This is a genomic window from Pelagicoccus mobilis, assembly GCF_016595505.1.
In the GTDB taxonomy this organism is placed as follows: domain Bacteria; phylum Verrucomicrobiota; class Verrucomicrobiia; order Opitutales; family Opitutaceae; genus Pelagicoccus; species Pelagicoccus mobilis.
Genome location: NZ_JAENIL010000019.1, coordinates 26,313 through 39,798 on the forward strand (window position 1 = coordinate 26,313; position 13,486 = coordinate 39,798).

General features: G+C 54.2%; 12 protein-coding genes. 5 read left to right on the forward strand and 7 right to left on the reverse strand.

Annotation, left to right across the window (positions count from 1 at the left end; genetic code table 11):
• Positions 1-158 precede the first annotated feature (158 nt).
• Positions 159-803, reverse strand: coding sequence for a dTMP kinase (gene tmk, locus JIN87_RS11575; RefSeq protein WP_200355724.1), 645 nt, complete (start codon positions 801-803; stop codon positions 159-161).
• A gap of 16 nt (positions 804-819) precedes the next feature.
• The gene (locus JIN87_RS11580; protein ID WP_200355725.1) at positions 820-1,938 is read right to left on the reverse strand and encodes a PfkB family carbohydrate kinase; all 1,119 of its coding nucleotides are present in this window, start codon (positions 1,936-1,938) and stop codon (positions 820-822) included.
• A gap of 216 nt (positions 1,939-2,154) precedes the next feature.
• Between JIN87_RS11580 and JIN87_RS11585 the strand changes: the two genes are divergently transcribed.
• The 3 genes from JIN87_RS11585 (at position 2,155) to JIN87_RS28770 (ending at position 4,112) form a co-directional block, all read left to right on the forward strand.
• The gene (locus JIN87_RS11585; protein ID WP_325176381.1) at positions 2,155-2,838 is read left to right on the forward strand and encodes a MotA/TolQ/ExbB proton channel family protein; all 684 of its coding nucleotides are present in this window, start codon (positions 2,155-2,157) and stop codon (positions 2,836-2,838) included.
• A 4-nt stretch (positions 2,839-2,842) separates the two neighbouring features.
• Positions 2,843-3,265: an ExbD/TolR family protein gene (locus tag JIN87_RS11590; protein ID WP_200355726.1), complete on the forward strand. Its 423-nt coding sequence runs from the start codon at positions 2,843-2,845 to the stop codon at positions 3,263-3,265.
• A 76-nt stretch (positions 3,266-3,341) separates the two neighbouring features.
• Positions 3,342-4,112 (forward strand): TonB family protein, encoded by a 771-nt coding sequence (locus JIN87_RS28770; RefSeq protein ID WP_200355727.1) that lies wholly within the window; start codon positions 3,342-3,344, stop codon positions 4,110-4,112.
• Positions 4,113-4,188: 76 nt separating this feature from the next.
• Here JIN87_RS28770 and JIN87_RS11600 read toward each other — a convergent pair whose 3' ends face one another.
• The 5 genes from JIN87_RS11600 to JIN87_RS11620 form a co-directional block, all read right to left on the reverse strand.
• Entirely contained in the window at positions 4,189-6,537 is a 2,349-nt protein-coding gene (locus tag JIN87_RS11600) for a right-handed parallel beta-helix repeat-containing protein (RefSeq protein WP_200355728.1), read from the reverse strand.
• Between the two features lie 38 nt (positions 6,538-6,575).
• Complete coding sequence (locus tag JIN87_RS11605) at positions 6,576-7,847, reverse strand: glycoside hydrolase family 117 protein (protein WP_200355729.1); 1,272 nt, start codon at positions 7,845-7,847, stop codon at positions 6,576-6,578.
• A gap of 153 nt (positions 7,848-8,000) precedes the next feature.
• Positions 8,001-8,624, reverse strand: a complete 624-nt coding sequence (locus JIN87_RS11610; RefSeq protein WP_200355730.1) for a hypothetical protein — start codon at positions 8,622-8,624, stop codon at positions 8,001-8,003.
• A 69-nt stretch (positions 8,625-8,693) separates the two neighbouring features.
• The gene (locus JIN87_RS11615) at positions 8,694-9,254 is read right to left on the reverse strand and encodes a peroxiredoxin (protein WP_200355731.1); all 561 of its coding nucleotides are present in this window, start codon (positions 9,252-9,254) and stop codon (positions 8,694-8,696) included.
• 174 nt (positions 9,255-9,428) lie between these two features.
• Positions 9,429-11,045 carry a hypothetical protein gene (locus JIN87_RS11620; protein WP_200355732.1) on the reverse strand — a complete coding sequence of 539 codons (1,617 nt, stop codon included), beginning with the start codon at positions 11,043-11,045 and terminating at the stop codon, positions 9,429-9,431.
• 140 nt (positions 11,046-11,185) lie between these two features.
• Here JIN87_RS11620 and JIN87_RS11625 point away from each other — a divergent pair, with 140 nt between their 5' ends.
• Both JIN87_RS11625 and JIN87_RS11630 read left to right on the forward strand, forming a co-directional pair.
• Entirely contained in the window at positions 11,186-11,527 is a 342-nt protein-coding gene (locus JIN87_RS11625; protein ID WP_200355733.1) for a YkgJ family cysteine cluster protein, read from the forward strand.
• Between the two features lie 54 nt (positions 11,528-11,581).
• A complete protein-coding gene (locus tag JIN87_RS11630) occupies positions 11,582-13,150 on the forward strand; it encodes a carboxylesterase/lipase family protein (protein WP_200355734.1) in 1,569 nt (522 codons plus the stop codon).
• Positions 13,151-13,486: the final 336 nt, after the last annotated feature.

Below are 13,486 nucleotides of genomic sequence, written 5' to 3' on the forward strand. Positions count from 1 at the left end.
GTTGAATGTCAGGCAGTTGGAGCGATTTCGCTCGATGCATGACGGTCCCGAAAGCTGCGTGCTGATTCAATTTTGCGCGTCCTGAAACGTTTGAGGGGCAAGATTTAGTAAACCTTGCCCCTCGAAAATGAATTGGGAATTAGCTCTGGTTCAGAAAACTAGAGATTTTCCAAAACGGTCTTGAGGATTTCCTCGCGATTGGCCTCGAGCTCGCGAGTTCCGTCTACGACGTGGAAACGTTCTGGCATGGATCCGGCCAAAAGCAGATAGCCGTCGCGAACCTTCTTATAGAAGTCGGCATTTTCCTCTTCCATACGGTCCGGGACATCCGTGGCTCGGCGTTTGACGCGTCGCATGGATTCCTCATGCGGGACGTCCAGGATGAAGGTTAGGTCTGGCGTGACAGGTCCGACTGCGAATTGGTTGATGTAGGAGACCGGATCGCTTGCGATGCTGCGTGCGGCTCCTTGGTAAACCGTTGTCGAATCGAGGAAACGATCGCAGATGACAACCTTCCCGGCTTCGAGCGATGGGAGGATAAGCTCGCGAACGAGTTGAGCGCGAGCCGCGGCGAAGAGCAGCAGCTCTGCTTCTGGAGACATGTCCTTGCCTGATGAGCTGTGGATGAGCAGGTGACGAATCTCTTCTCCGATCGGCGTTCCACCCGGCTCGCGAGTGACGACGACTTCGTGTCCGAGGTCGATAAGTTCTTCAGCCAGCAAGTTGATCTGAGTCGACTTGCCGCTGCCTTCAGGTCCTTCGAAGGTGAAGAAGGTGCCGGTGTAGTTTACCGTTTCGCTCATAGGGGTAGGGACGGGATCAAGATTTCCACTCGTGGAGGAAGCCGTCGATATCGTTCAAGCTTGGGCTCTTGGCTGTGCGGACGTAGAATCCGGAGAAGCAAACGCCGACGGTGAGGCATCCTTCTGGAGAGAGTCCGAGTTGCTGGCCTGTCATGAAGCCGGCGTTGAAGTGGTCGCCTGCTCCGGTGGTGATCTTTGGATTCTCGACGTAAGGGCCTTCTACGCACCATTCGCCGTCCTTGGTCGCGCAAGCGGCACGCTCCTTCGGGTGAACGACGAGGGCCTTGATTCCAAGCTCGCGGCGGATCTTAGCAGCCATTGCCTTGAGGGACTCAGGAGTTTCGCCGTCTTCATCGATTCCGAAGGCTTTGCTGACTTGCTGGCCTTCCGCGAGGTTGAGGCCGAGGACCGCGTTGCCGTGGTTTTGGAATTTTCCGATGGTGCGAAGAGCGGTGACGAGGTCTGACTCGGAGCGTTTTTCTGGGTCAGCGAGGTCGAAGAAGAACGAACGGCCTCCGTCGATTGGAGGGAGCATTGGCAGGGCCTTGTTGAGAAGGTCTTCCCAAATCTGGGTCATGTTCGGGATCATGGTCCAGTTGACCAAGGCGATCATGCTGGAGCGTGAAAGCTCGTCGAGCAGCGCGCCTTCCCCCATGGACTCGACGATCGCGCCGTAGGTGATGTCCTCGAGGTAGCGGGTGATGCCCATCATGATCTTGCCGTCGTTGAACTCGATGGCGTTGGTGAGGCCAGGCTCGGAAATCGATACGGCCTCGGTCTTCTTCGCGAAGTCCTGGAAAACAGGGGCAATGTTGGGATTGCCGAGGGAGCCGATGTAGCGGAGAGGGAAGCCGGCTGAGACCATGGCGTTGGCCATGATGGGGCCGTTGCCGCCGAGCTTTTCCATTCTTGGGTACATCTCGATGTTAGCGCTCTTGCCGGAGGCTGCGGAAACGCGGGAGCCGAAGTCGGCGATGGTCTCGATTCGTGAAAAATTCTCTCCAGCTCCGGATCTCTTGTCCACTAGGTGGAGGATTGTATCCACAAATCCATCAAGTCCGACCACGACACGCTTGCCTGCCTGGTTGCTACGTTTTTCTGAAAGTTCCTGAAGAGCTCTTTGACGATAGTCCATAGTGTAAGGGGAGAAGAAAGGGTCGAACTAAGCGTCAGCATGCGCCTAGCGCAATAGAATTTGTTCTAGCATAAGCTCGTCTTAACGGGTTCGCCGCTCAGCTAATTTTCATGGAATTCGAAAATTTGTTGAACGTAATGCTCGGCTTGCGTTCAAAAGAGTGCGACATCCTCTGTCGCATCACCCTTTATTAGATAGATTCCTTTTTGATTTGCCGTGCTTCTAGCCCAATCTGCGAGCCTCTTTACCTACTTCAGCCAGAGTAATCTGGCCGGAAAGTGCATCATCATGGCCTTGGCCTTCTTCAGCGTCTGCGCGTGGGCGGTGATGATCGGAAAGTATTGGGAGCTGAAGAAGCTTCGTCTGCTCAACCTCGGATTCGAGCACAGCTTGCACCGCCAGCCTTTGGTGCTGACTCCGCCGGCGTCCTTCAAGGCTCCGCGTCACGTGCCGTACGCGGCTCTTTATCTGGACGCGGTAGATGCCTACAATCGGATCCAAGCCAAGGACGGAGAATCTCAAGAGCAATTGCGAGCGGCTCGCGTGGAGCACGTGGAAAACGCTCTGCAACGCGCGGTGGCGAATAAGACACTCAACTACGAATCGAGCATGGTCTTTCTGGCGACGATCGTTTCCGGCGCCCCGTTCTTCGGTCTGCTCGGTACCGTCTGGGGGGTTATGGACGCATTCGGTTCTATGGGGCTTCAAGCGAACGCGACCTTGCAGAATTTAGCTCCTGGTGTTTCCGGAGCGCTTTTGACTACGGTTGCTGGCCTCTGCGTGGCGATTCCTTCGGTATTCGGTTACAACTACCTTTTGTCACGTACTAAGATTTTGGTGACGGAACTTGAGAATTACGCCAGTGCCCTGGCGGACGTGATCGAGCTCGAAAGCCGATAAGGAGATGGCTCGTTCCTTTCATAGAAAACGCTCGCTGGAGCCGAATTCGGAGCTGAACGTTACGGCTCTGATCGACTTGGGCTTCGCTCTGCTCATCATCTTCATGATCAGTACACCTTTGATCGAGAAGGAACAGGTGATGGAGGTCGATCTGCCGGTAGCTGATCCGAACCAGAGCAACGAAGCTCCTCCAAAGTCGGTCGATATCACGATCATGCTAAGCGGCGGCTACCGCGTGGATGGGGTCCAGATGGGAGAACCCGAGTTAGAGGACCGCCTGGCTGAGTATTCGACTATGCCGAAGGCTCCGGTTTTGAGCATTCGAGCGGATGCGGATACTCCGTACCAAACTTATATAAGACTGCTCGATTTGCTGAAGGAGTACAAGTTGAGTAAGATTAACCTCGTAACCAAACCGGACGAGTAAGGAGCGAGCGGTGCACGGGGTAAGAGTCGCAGGCGTGTTTTACGAGCAGAGGGGGCCATTGGTCTTCTCGGCTAGCGTGCACCTTGTCCTATTAGTTGGGGCGGCGATTTGGGCCTTGTTTTCTCCGGAGGAAGAGCCTGAGGAGTTCAAGTTCGAGCTAGTGCCACCGCCTCCTGCGGCCAGCGCGGAGACGTCGGACGACTTGCCGACATTAGAAGAGGTTACCTACGATTCGCAGCCGGTGGAGCCGCTGCCGACTTTGGATGACATTCAGATCGAGGAACGTCCGCCGATCGAAGTCGTGGTAGAGATGCCTGAGCCTGAGCCGACGCCAGTTGAAGTTGAGCAGCCTTTAATTCCTGTCGAGCAGCCGAAACCTCCAGAGCCCAAGAAGATGAGCTGGAAGGATTTTATGAAGCAGAATCCTGATGCTGATAAGGAGAAGAACAAGCGGACGAAGCCTGTTCCGCAGAAGCCGGTTCAGCTCAAGTTTCAGCCGAATCTGAGTTCGGTGCAGATCGATAGTATCCCGCTGGCCGAGCTAGAATCCTATAGCATGGCTGAGCAGTCGGAACTCGACGGATACATTGCGAGTTTCAAGGCTACTCTGCAGAGGAATGTCAAAGATCACCCGTTTCGGGGGAGCAAGCTTTCGGCGGTCGTTATTTGCGATATTACGGCCGGTGGACATGTGACCAATATTCGGCTTCTGCAAACGAGCGGCGATGCTGAGTTCGATCGCAAGGTGGTTGCTGGATACCGTAGTATTGGGATCTTCGCGAGGCCGCCGAAGGGAATCGCTCTGACAGGCTTGAGAATCGAGTTTTTGCAGCAGACGGGCGGCTAAGGCGGCACGTAGCGCGGCGCTTTAGCCCGCGTTTCTTAGACTTGATCCTGCATGCACCGCGGGCTGAAGCTCCGCGCTACGGGAGGTTCGGTGTCACTCGGATCCGGATGAAGACTTTGTCTGCTCCTGTTCCTAGTTCTTGCAGTCGTTGCGTTAGGCCTGTTTCGACTTCTTCGAGTGTTTGAATTGATTGGCTCAAGGGTGTCCAGCTATCCGGTTCCAGTGTGGTACTTGTTTCGACGTGGTAGGTGATGTCGTTTGCGTCGTCGCGAGTGATGTGGCTGAGGTTGATGCCAGAACTGGATGAACGGATTTCTGGGAAGTAGCCGCCTTGATCGTCTGCCTTGGTAGGGTCGCCGCCGAATGCATATTCGAAGAAGTTCTTTCGTCCATCACCATCGGGATCGGCGTCCATCAAGCGATCCGCCTCATCGAGCGTGTATTCAAGGATCCAATTCGAGAAGCTGATGCGATTGAGGATAGAAGGGAGGAGCCAGGAGAACTCCTCTGGTTGCCAATCGGGACCAGGGATCCAGCGTTCAGCTCCATATTCGTAAGCTCCCATATCTGGAGCTGTGCCAAGGTGTCCGTCGGTGACGCCATCGATCGTGAGCCCTTGATCTACGATTGTGCTGTGATTTGTCGGCATGAAGTTGCCTTCTGCTGCGGACACGAAGGCGTCGGAGGTGACTTGGGCATTGTTGGTGAAGGTGTTGTCGAGCGTCTCGTCCTCGGTGTACGAGCCCGCTCCAGAGTCCCACCATTCGCGTACGTCGGAGAGGTTGTTGTGGAGAATGTTGTCGCGAACGTCGGTTCGACGTCCGTTTCGCTCAGGTATCCAACAAAGAATGACGGCGTAGTCGTGCTCTTCATCAAGATCGTAGCCGACGTTCCAAAAGGTGTTATTGTAGATCTCGTTTTCGAGAGCGTCCCAGTTGAAGTGCAGGCCACCCCAAGGAACATCCCAAACGACATTGTGGTGCACCTTAAATCCGGCGCTGTTGTTATCGAGGTAGATTCCTGTCGAGTGATTGGAGGTGTAATCTGGGGAATCGACAGTGTGGAACCAGTTGTGGTGGAGCTCTACATTTACGGGCTGGCTATTTCCGGTGACGTAGAAAAGACCGCCATCCGTATTGGCGAGGAGTCCGTGGGAAACTTCGTTGTAGCTGAATACGCTGTCTCGCCCGGTGGCGCGAGAGACATCTCGAGCGGAGCCGTAGAGTCGGTTGCGAGTGATGAGCGCGTTTGGACCGCTGGAGCGGATAGGGCTGCAGTGGTTGCCCTGTGTATTGAAATTTCGGATCACGCAATTTTCGACGATGGCATTGTCGGCATTCATGCCAATGTTTACACCTGTCGCGGAGCCTTCCTCGATGAGGCAGGTGTCTAGGTGGATATTGTCGGCGTAGATGAGAACGGCAGCGCCTCCGGCTGTGGCGCTGGTGCTGTCGGTTATGAGCTCGGCGACGCAGTGGCGAATGCGGGCGTTCGAGACTTTGCAGTGGTTTCCGTTGAGGCGGAGTGGTGCTCCGAAGAAGTTGAGTTTGTCGAACTCGATGTAGTGGTGGGAGAGGTTGACGGTCCATTCTCGCCGCGAAACTTCTACTGTTCCGGTCGACGGATCGACACCCTCCGGAGGGTAAAAGTAGAGCGTTCGGTTTGCTTGGTCGTAGTACCACTCGCTGGGAGCGTCGAGGGCTTCAAGCTTGTTCATCAGGTAGAAGATACCGCGGTGGCCGTTTTCCCAGCGATTGGGGCTGTGAGTTCCAAAGGGCCAGGCTTCGGGAAAAGTTAGAAAGCTCAGGCGATTGGTGTTTTCGTCGAAGCCAGTGATACTGCGCATAACGGCGCAGCCGCTGTGGGCTCCGAGCCAGAACATGACGCCGTCGTCCCAATAGTCTGGGATGTCGTCGTGCGTGATGTAGGAGTTGGAGTAAGTGCCAGCGTCGGTCTTGATTTTATAGGCGTCGTAGGTGAAGGGATCTCCGTCGAGGTCGTTAGGCCAGCGGGCCAACTGCTGCGCATCGGCCTCGAAGTAGAGCATGTTTCGTAGCTCCAGATCGTCATCATTTTCATCCTTCGCCATGTCCACGTTGGTGACCTTGTAGATCGAGCCCTCGTGCAACTCCCAGTTCTCGACGAGGTTCGTGCCAGCGATAATGACGTCATCATCTTGGAAAGCGACGTAGCGGATAGGGGCATCAACCGTTCCGGAACGAGCGGTTGTAATCATTTCGCGATAAATGCCTTCGTGGATGTAGCAGGTATCGCCAGCGACCATCGCAGCAGTAGCTTGGGCGATGGTCTTAAACGGGTATTGAGCGGACCCATCTTCGGTCGTTTCCGTCGAAGAAAGGTCTACGTGATAGTCTGTTGCGAATAGGCTCTGCGCTAAAAGCACAGGGAGAATTATCTTCTTCATGTGTTCGGGGAGAGCGCGGGAGCCTTGGCAGGGCCGCGCTATTGGGATGCGTCGATCCGCTTCCGTTGTTTTTCGGAAAGGCCGAATTGGAAGTAGATCTCTGGGTGATTTAAAATGTCAGTGTCCTTCATCTCCGGATCGTTCACGTCGAGGCTAAGGTCGCAGTCGAAGCGGGCGAGGAAGCTGTGGTTGTGATCGGGCCAACCTTGGTTGCGGAAGTGGCAGAGCCCCCAAGTGAGTCCGCGTCCGTAGTCAGTGTCGGTGAATGCGTCTGGAATGTAGGGGCCGGGAGCGATCGGAAGTATGCTGGTGATCGCTGCGACTTCGAAATTCGCTCCATCTGGAGACCATTGGATGGTGTTATGCTCGTGGCCGTGGCGACTCATGATCGCTGCGATTCCTCCTTTAAACGGGAAGGTCGCGACTTCGTGTCCTGAGTTAAGGACAGGATTCAAGGGGTGCTTCTTGAAAGGACCGAACGGGTGATCGGCAATGGCGAGGCCCTGAGCTCGATGCTTCGGATCTCCGCCGATCTCGCCCTTGTAGTAGAGGTAGATCTTACCTTTGAAAACGATCGGATAAGGGTCATGGATGACGTACTGATCCCAAGAACCCTCTGGGCCGTTTTCGAGTACGACCTTGTTTGCGGGCACGAAGGGGCCTGCTGGGGAATCGGAAACCGAAGCCGAGACAGGGCAATAGTCGCCTCCGCGCTGACCTGGAATGTCAGTATAGGCTTGGTAATAGAGGTAGTACTTGCCTTCCCAAACGAGAATATCGGGAGTGGATACGGAGCGCCAACCTGCATGAGGTTTGGGCAATCGTGGCTGGGCGACACCTTGCTCCTCCCAAGTGAAACCATCGTCGCTGGTGGCGTACCAGATTTCAGCGAGATCCCAGTCGCGAGAAGGAACGGTATCGGTTGCGCCTTCGGTCCCGCGGTTTGGGCCGTGAGCCGCTGCCGGAGGCACTTCGGTTTCGCGTTTAGTGTAATAGACGTAGTACTTCCCGTCTACTTTGATGACCTTTGAAGAGTCGCGACGGGAGATCGTGCCGTCGAAATTATTGTAGTCGAAGCCCTCGAGCGGGGTGTATTTGAAGGTTGAGAAAAGTTCGTTTTGGGTGGGGTGTCGAGCCGGGTAGTGCGAGTAGACGCGCTCCATAGCTGAGCTCAGTTCGATGTTGGGGCGCTCTTCGGGGAGTGTGCCGTACGGGAACTCTTCAGTGACGCCAGCGTGAGTCAAACTGGAGAGCGTTAAGCAAGCGATGGTCGCTGCGGATGCCAGGAAGGAGGGGTAGTGTTTAGGCATGGTTAGGTATTGTAGGCAAAATGATTAATGAATGTTGTATGCAATATTAACGCGTTGGATCGACCCAGCGCTCGTTGAAACTTTTAAACGTTTCAAGAGGCTATACCCACTAGTGGAATCTTTAGCAAAACGGCCAAAGAGCCCCGGAGGCCCTTAAGAAAGGTGTTTGCGGTAGGCGCAGATTTCGTCGTCGCCGTAGTAGCAAAGCAGATAGGCTCCGTCGCAGGCGACTGCTTCGAACAGGGCCAAGGTGGCTTCTTGCTCTTCTGGCCAAGGGTAGGCGTAGAAGAGATCGATCTCGTCCAGGGACCAATCGACTCCGGGGTAGAAAGCGGACGACTGGTTTGCTCTTGGAGGAGTAAGGAGCTCCATGCCGCCTTGGGTTTTCAGAAAATCGTAGCCCTCTGGGAGAAGGCTTTCATGGAGGAATGTGACTGTGAGGTTTTGATCGTGAGCGAATTTTCGGGATCGCTCTACGAGTTCTACTTCAATTTCCACTCCGCATGACTCATATCCCAAAATCGCAGCGAGGCAGCTTGCCGTCCCTAAGCCGCTACCCCATTCGCAGAAACGATTTCCTAGGATGGGGAAGCCTTCCTTGAGCTCGCTCAGGGCTTTGTAGATGAGGTGGTAGTTCGCGGGGAGAAATCTTGGGATCGTTTGGTTTGCACCTGTATCGAAAAACTGATCACAGCGTCGGTCGGCTTCCGTTAAGAAATCCTGGACCGTGGCTGGAACTGTATGATTGAGGCTGAGTTCTATCTCCCGAAGTTGCATTTCTTTGGAATGAAAAAGAGCGTATTGCTTCCTGCAATACGCTCTTATGGAAAAGTCGTGGTTCTGTGGTTACGGGTGTTTTTTTAGGACTTCGAGAACGGTGGCGGTGTCTTCCTTGGCTTTTACCTCGTCGTTTTTGTAGATGACCTTGCCATTTTTGCCGATGATGAAGGTCCAGCGTGAAGTGGTGAGGCCACGGACAAGAGTGTGGATGTCTCCTCCGACTTCTCGCTCGAGTGACCCGCCTGCCCGAGTGGGAACTCCAAAGAGGGTAGCCAGGCTTCCGTTTGGATCAGAGAGGAGTGGAAAGTTCAGGTTGTGGGCTTGCTTGAAGAGTGAGAGCCCGTTGACGGAGTCGCCGCTCACGCCGACAACCACTGCATCCTCTTCGGAGAGGTTTGTCGAAAAATCGCGGTAAGCGCAGGCTTGGGCTGTGCAGCCGCCAGTCATCGCTGCCGGGTAGAAGTAGACCACGATGTTTTTCTCGCCGAGGTAGTCGGCGGCGTTCCAAATCTCGCCCGTGTCGTCATTTGCGGCAAAGGCTTCAATGTCGTTTCCAACTTCGAGGGCGGAGAGGGAAGAGCTAAGTGTCATGATTAGGAGTGAGAGGAGCTTCAGGGAAGATTTCATGTGGGGGCTAACGGACGAGTGGAGGGGTTGCATTTGCAAAAAGTCTTGGGCACGTTATTTCTTCGATTACTGGGATTCGTACGGTGTTTGGGCGAGTTTTTCTTTTCGGGAATCGACTAACAATGTTGCGAAGACGCCTCTTGATAAGCAGCCCTCGTCGTTCAAGTGGTGCAGCTAGGGGGCTTGGGTGGTCCTCGCTCGAAGGAAACTAGGGAATTCGCTGGGCTGCAGAAGCCAGGGGTTCTCAGGCTGTTGCATCAGGTCTGCCCAGCCATTGGCCGCGAGGTCGGAGTTGTCCTGAAGGATTCCTCGAAAAAGGAGGGCCCAAGTCTCGGAATCGATGGGAGCGAGAATCATCCCCGGCGATTCGGCGGGGGATTCGGAAACGCGAGTCAGTACTGTGTATTCTGAATCTTCGGGGTCTGAATTGACGAAGAGGAGCTTGTCTCCAAGGGCCCAAATGCGGATTTGGCTGTTGATGCCGGTGTCGGCCAGTCCCGCATCTGGCGAGGTGTCAAAGGGGGCTGCATACACGGAAAGTCGCCTGCTAATTGGATCGATTGTGTAGATGCCCAACTCCGTTCCGTCGCTGCCAGGTCCATCTTCCTCTGAACCGTCTTCTGAAAGTATATAGGAACCGGATACGTTTGGATTTTGAATCAAGGTGTTGTCAAAAAAGGTGATGACGCCGGATTCGTCGGATGCTGGATCTCCAAAGCTCCACGTTCCTAGATACTCTTTGGCTTGTGGTTTTATGCGGGAATAGCGGAAGACACGCCCATCTTCTAGCCAGCGATATAGAGTGTCGTCGTGTACGCCCATCCTGGATACGTTGTCGTGACCAGCCATGCCAGCGGTCGAGTTTGTGTCGGTTTCGGCTGTGGCGGAGAACGAGAATGTTTCCTCGTCAAGTGTATAGCTACCCCGTTCGACGCCAGTTAGCGGGTTGTCGTTGGTGAAAATGTGAGTGGAGTTGAAGTAGCTTCCGTCCTGGAAAAAGGCGAGAGTGCTGACGAGGTCGATGTGCCAAGCCCCAAAGAGGGATCGATTCACTGTTTTTTCGGCGACTGTTGAGGGGCGATGAAAGACGGTCGATTCGCCTTCTTCTTCGATCGCAACGGTGAGTACATCGTCGGAGACGGTGAAGGTCACGCCTGCGACTCCATCTAAGCTAGAAACTCCGTAGTCCCCGTTTGTATCCACAATTACGTTCGCGGAAAAAACTCCTGTCTCAGAGTCCCAGGTGTAGGTGCCGCGTTCGATTCCCGAAGATGCGTTCTCTTCCTCGTGTACGTCCTCGGGATCGATTTGCTCTCCAACCATGAAGTAGTCGGTGTCGCCATTTTCCCAGAAATAGACGCAAAGGAAATCGACGTCGCCTGGATCGCCATTGATCCAGGGGCCAAGGATGGAGTTGGCGGGTTCGTTCGCTTTCTCGATGTTGTCATCTCCCTCGCTGGTGGATACGGTTAGTGTATCGCCGTTTACGAGCAGACGGAGGTTTTCTTCTTCTCTGGGGTGAGATAGGCCGGCTTCACCATTCGTGTCCTCGAAGGGAACTCCGCCAATTTTGCCGGACGAGCTGTTCCAGACATAGGTGCCTTTTTCGAGTCCTGGAGGTTCGTCTCCGTCGACGTCTTCCATGTGAAAATAGTGTCCGTCTGGAAAAAAGAAGATAACGCCTGATCCTTTTTCCGTCCCGTCTCCCAAGGGCCAGGCTCCGACGATGGCCTGTGGCGTCGAGTATAGGTTTAGCGTTAGCAGTGGTAGGGCGTAGAGAAGGTATCGCATAATTATTGGGTCGATGAGGCGTTGGGATGTATGCTGTCGGGGATTCCGGAGTTTATTTTAAGGAGCGGCTAAGTCAAACGAGGGAGAATCTAAAGCGTTCGGGGCATTGACAGTTTGGGTGATCTTGCTGGATTGCAGGCATGTCAGGTTTGGAAGATGGTGACGCGATTGTTGCGGGCGAAGAGTTCGATTGCACGGACTGTGGGGCTTGTTGCAGGTGCTATCCCATTTTCGCGAGCGAGAGTGATGCGGCTCGGGAACCTGAAATCGAAAAGGTAGGGGTTCGGGTTGAGCAATTTCTTGGAAAGGAGGAGACAGCTTACCGCTTGTTTCCGCTTGCTCGGGTAGAAGGTTGCGGCTTCTTGAAGCAAGACCAGTTGTGCCGGATTTATGACACGCGGCCTGAGGTGTGCAGAAAATTCACCGCGGGAAGCGAGCAGTGTATTCGAGCTCGGGAGCGAGTTGGAGTCGGTCGGCGTTAAGTTCTGCGTTGAACTATGGGGTCGGGGAGCCGTAGGTTTTCGTAACCCCAAAAGATGAAAAGATCACATTTTTGTTTCGCGTCGTTTCTTCTGTTTTTAGCGCAAGTAACCAGTCTGTATTCGGACTCTCTTCACCGCCAGGTTTCAGATGGCGCCCTGAGAGGGAGTCTGAGTGGGGATGGTCAAGTGATTGCCTTCAAAGGAATTCCGTACGCGGCTCCGCCAGTAGGAAATTCACGATGGAAGAAGCCGCAGCCTGTTGCTTCTTGGGAAGGCGTTCGCGATGCCACCCGATTTGGTCCAAGGGCGATGCAACAACCGATTTGGGATGACATGTTCTTCTTCGACGAAGGGCCAAGCGAGGATTGCTTGTATTTAAATGTTTGGACGCCTGCGGATCAGGATCTGAAAAACTTGCCTGTCATGTTTTGGATACATGGGGGCGGTTTTCTAGCGGGAGGTACCTCCGAGCCTCGTCAAAACGGAGAGGAGTTGGCTAAAAAGGGGGTGATCGTTGTGAGCGTCGGCTACCGTATGGGCGTATTCGGTTTTATGGCACATCCTGAGCTGACGAAAGAGTCACCGGACGGAGCATCTGGAAACTACGGTCTGTTGGATATGGTCGCTGCCTTGCAATGGGTACAGGAAAACATAGAGGTGTTCGGTGGCGATGTGGGGAATGTGACCATCTTTGGCGAGTCCGCGGGGTCTTGGGCGGTTAGCTCCCTGATAGCTTCCCCTCTGGCGGAGGGACTATTCCACAAGGCGATTGCGCAGAGCGGTGCGGTTCTAAACCCTTGGAGAAATCCGCCTGCTTTGGCTGAAGCCGAGAAGGTTGCGGTGGACTTTGCGTCGGAGCACTTGGGAGCTAGCTCCTTGAAGGAGCTTCGCGCTCTTTCCGGGAAGGAACTTATGGATACGCAATGGGCAAAGGCGCAATGGAGCTTTAGTGTATGCGTCGATGGCTTGTTTTTTCCAAAAGCACCGCAGGAGATATTTGATGCCAAAGAGCAGAACCACGTGCCTTTGATGGCGGGATGGACCTTAGATGAGTCGGGACCAGGAGGTTTTCTTGAACAGCTAAAGCCGACCGTAGCGAATTTTGAAACTAAGGCCCAGGAAGTCTTTGGAGAGCGAGCGGATGAGTTCTTAGCGGTCTATTCGCCAAAGGATAAGGAGGAGGTCATTCGGGCTGCCGCTGACTTCGCTGGTGACCGTTTTATAAGTCATGGAACCTGGCGATTGATTGAGGCGCAGTCTAAAGACGAGTCGCTGCCCGTGTATCGTTACCGATTTGACCAGACTTTGCCGCTACCGGCTGATGCACCGAAAGGCACTCGTCCACGGGCGGCTCACGCTTGGGAGATCGAGTATGTGTTTGATGTGATCGACTCGAAGGATCTGCCTTGGCGCGATAGCGATCGTGAGGTGGCTAAGATGATGGCGGACTACTGGACAAACTTCGCAAAGAGCGCGGATCCGAATGGAGCGGGTCTGCCGGAGTGGCCCGCTTACAACCGGGATCCCAATAAACCGGTACTACACATCGATGCGACTCCGTCCGTGTCATCCGATACGCATCGTGAGCGCTACGAGTTCTTAGATTCCTTCACGGCTGAGTAAGTTTGTTAATTGAGGTAAGAAGTAGGACTAATTGGTTTGGCTCTGAACGGTAATACTCTTGCTGATGCCCGCTAATTTTCAGAAAAGCCTCCCATGACAACAAGTCAGCAGGCCTACGCTTTGAGCGAACTTGAGAACGTGCATCTAAGTCGCGTGTTCATTCCTGCTGTATGCTCCTCCTCCGTTTCTTCCTCCTCCTCCACGTCTTCGGGACGTAGGTCGAATCGGTAGTATCTAAGAGTAACGCATTTCTTTTACCACCTCGTCCTGCATCCGCAAGGCGAGGTTTTTTTGTGTCCAAAACCCAACTACGCGTCCGCAGATCGGACGCATTTG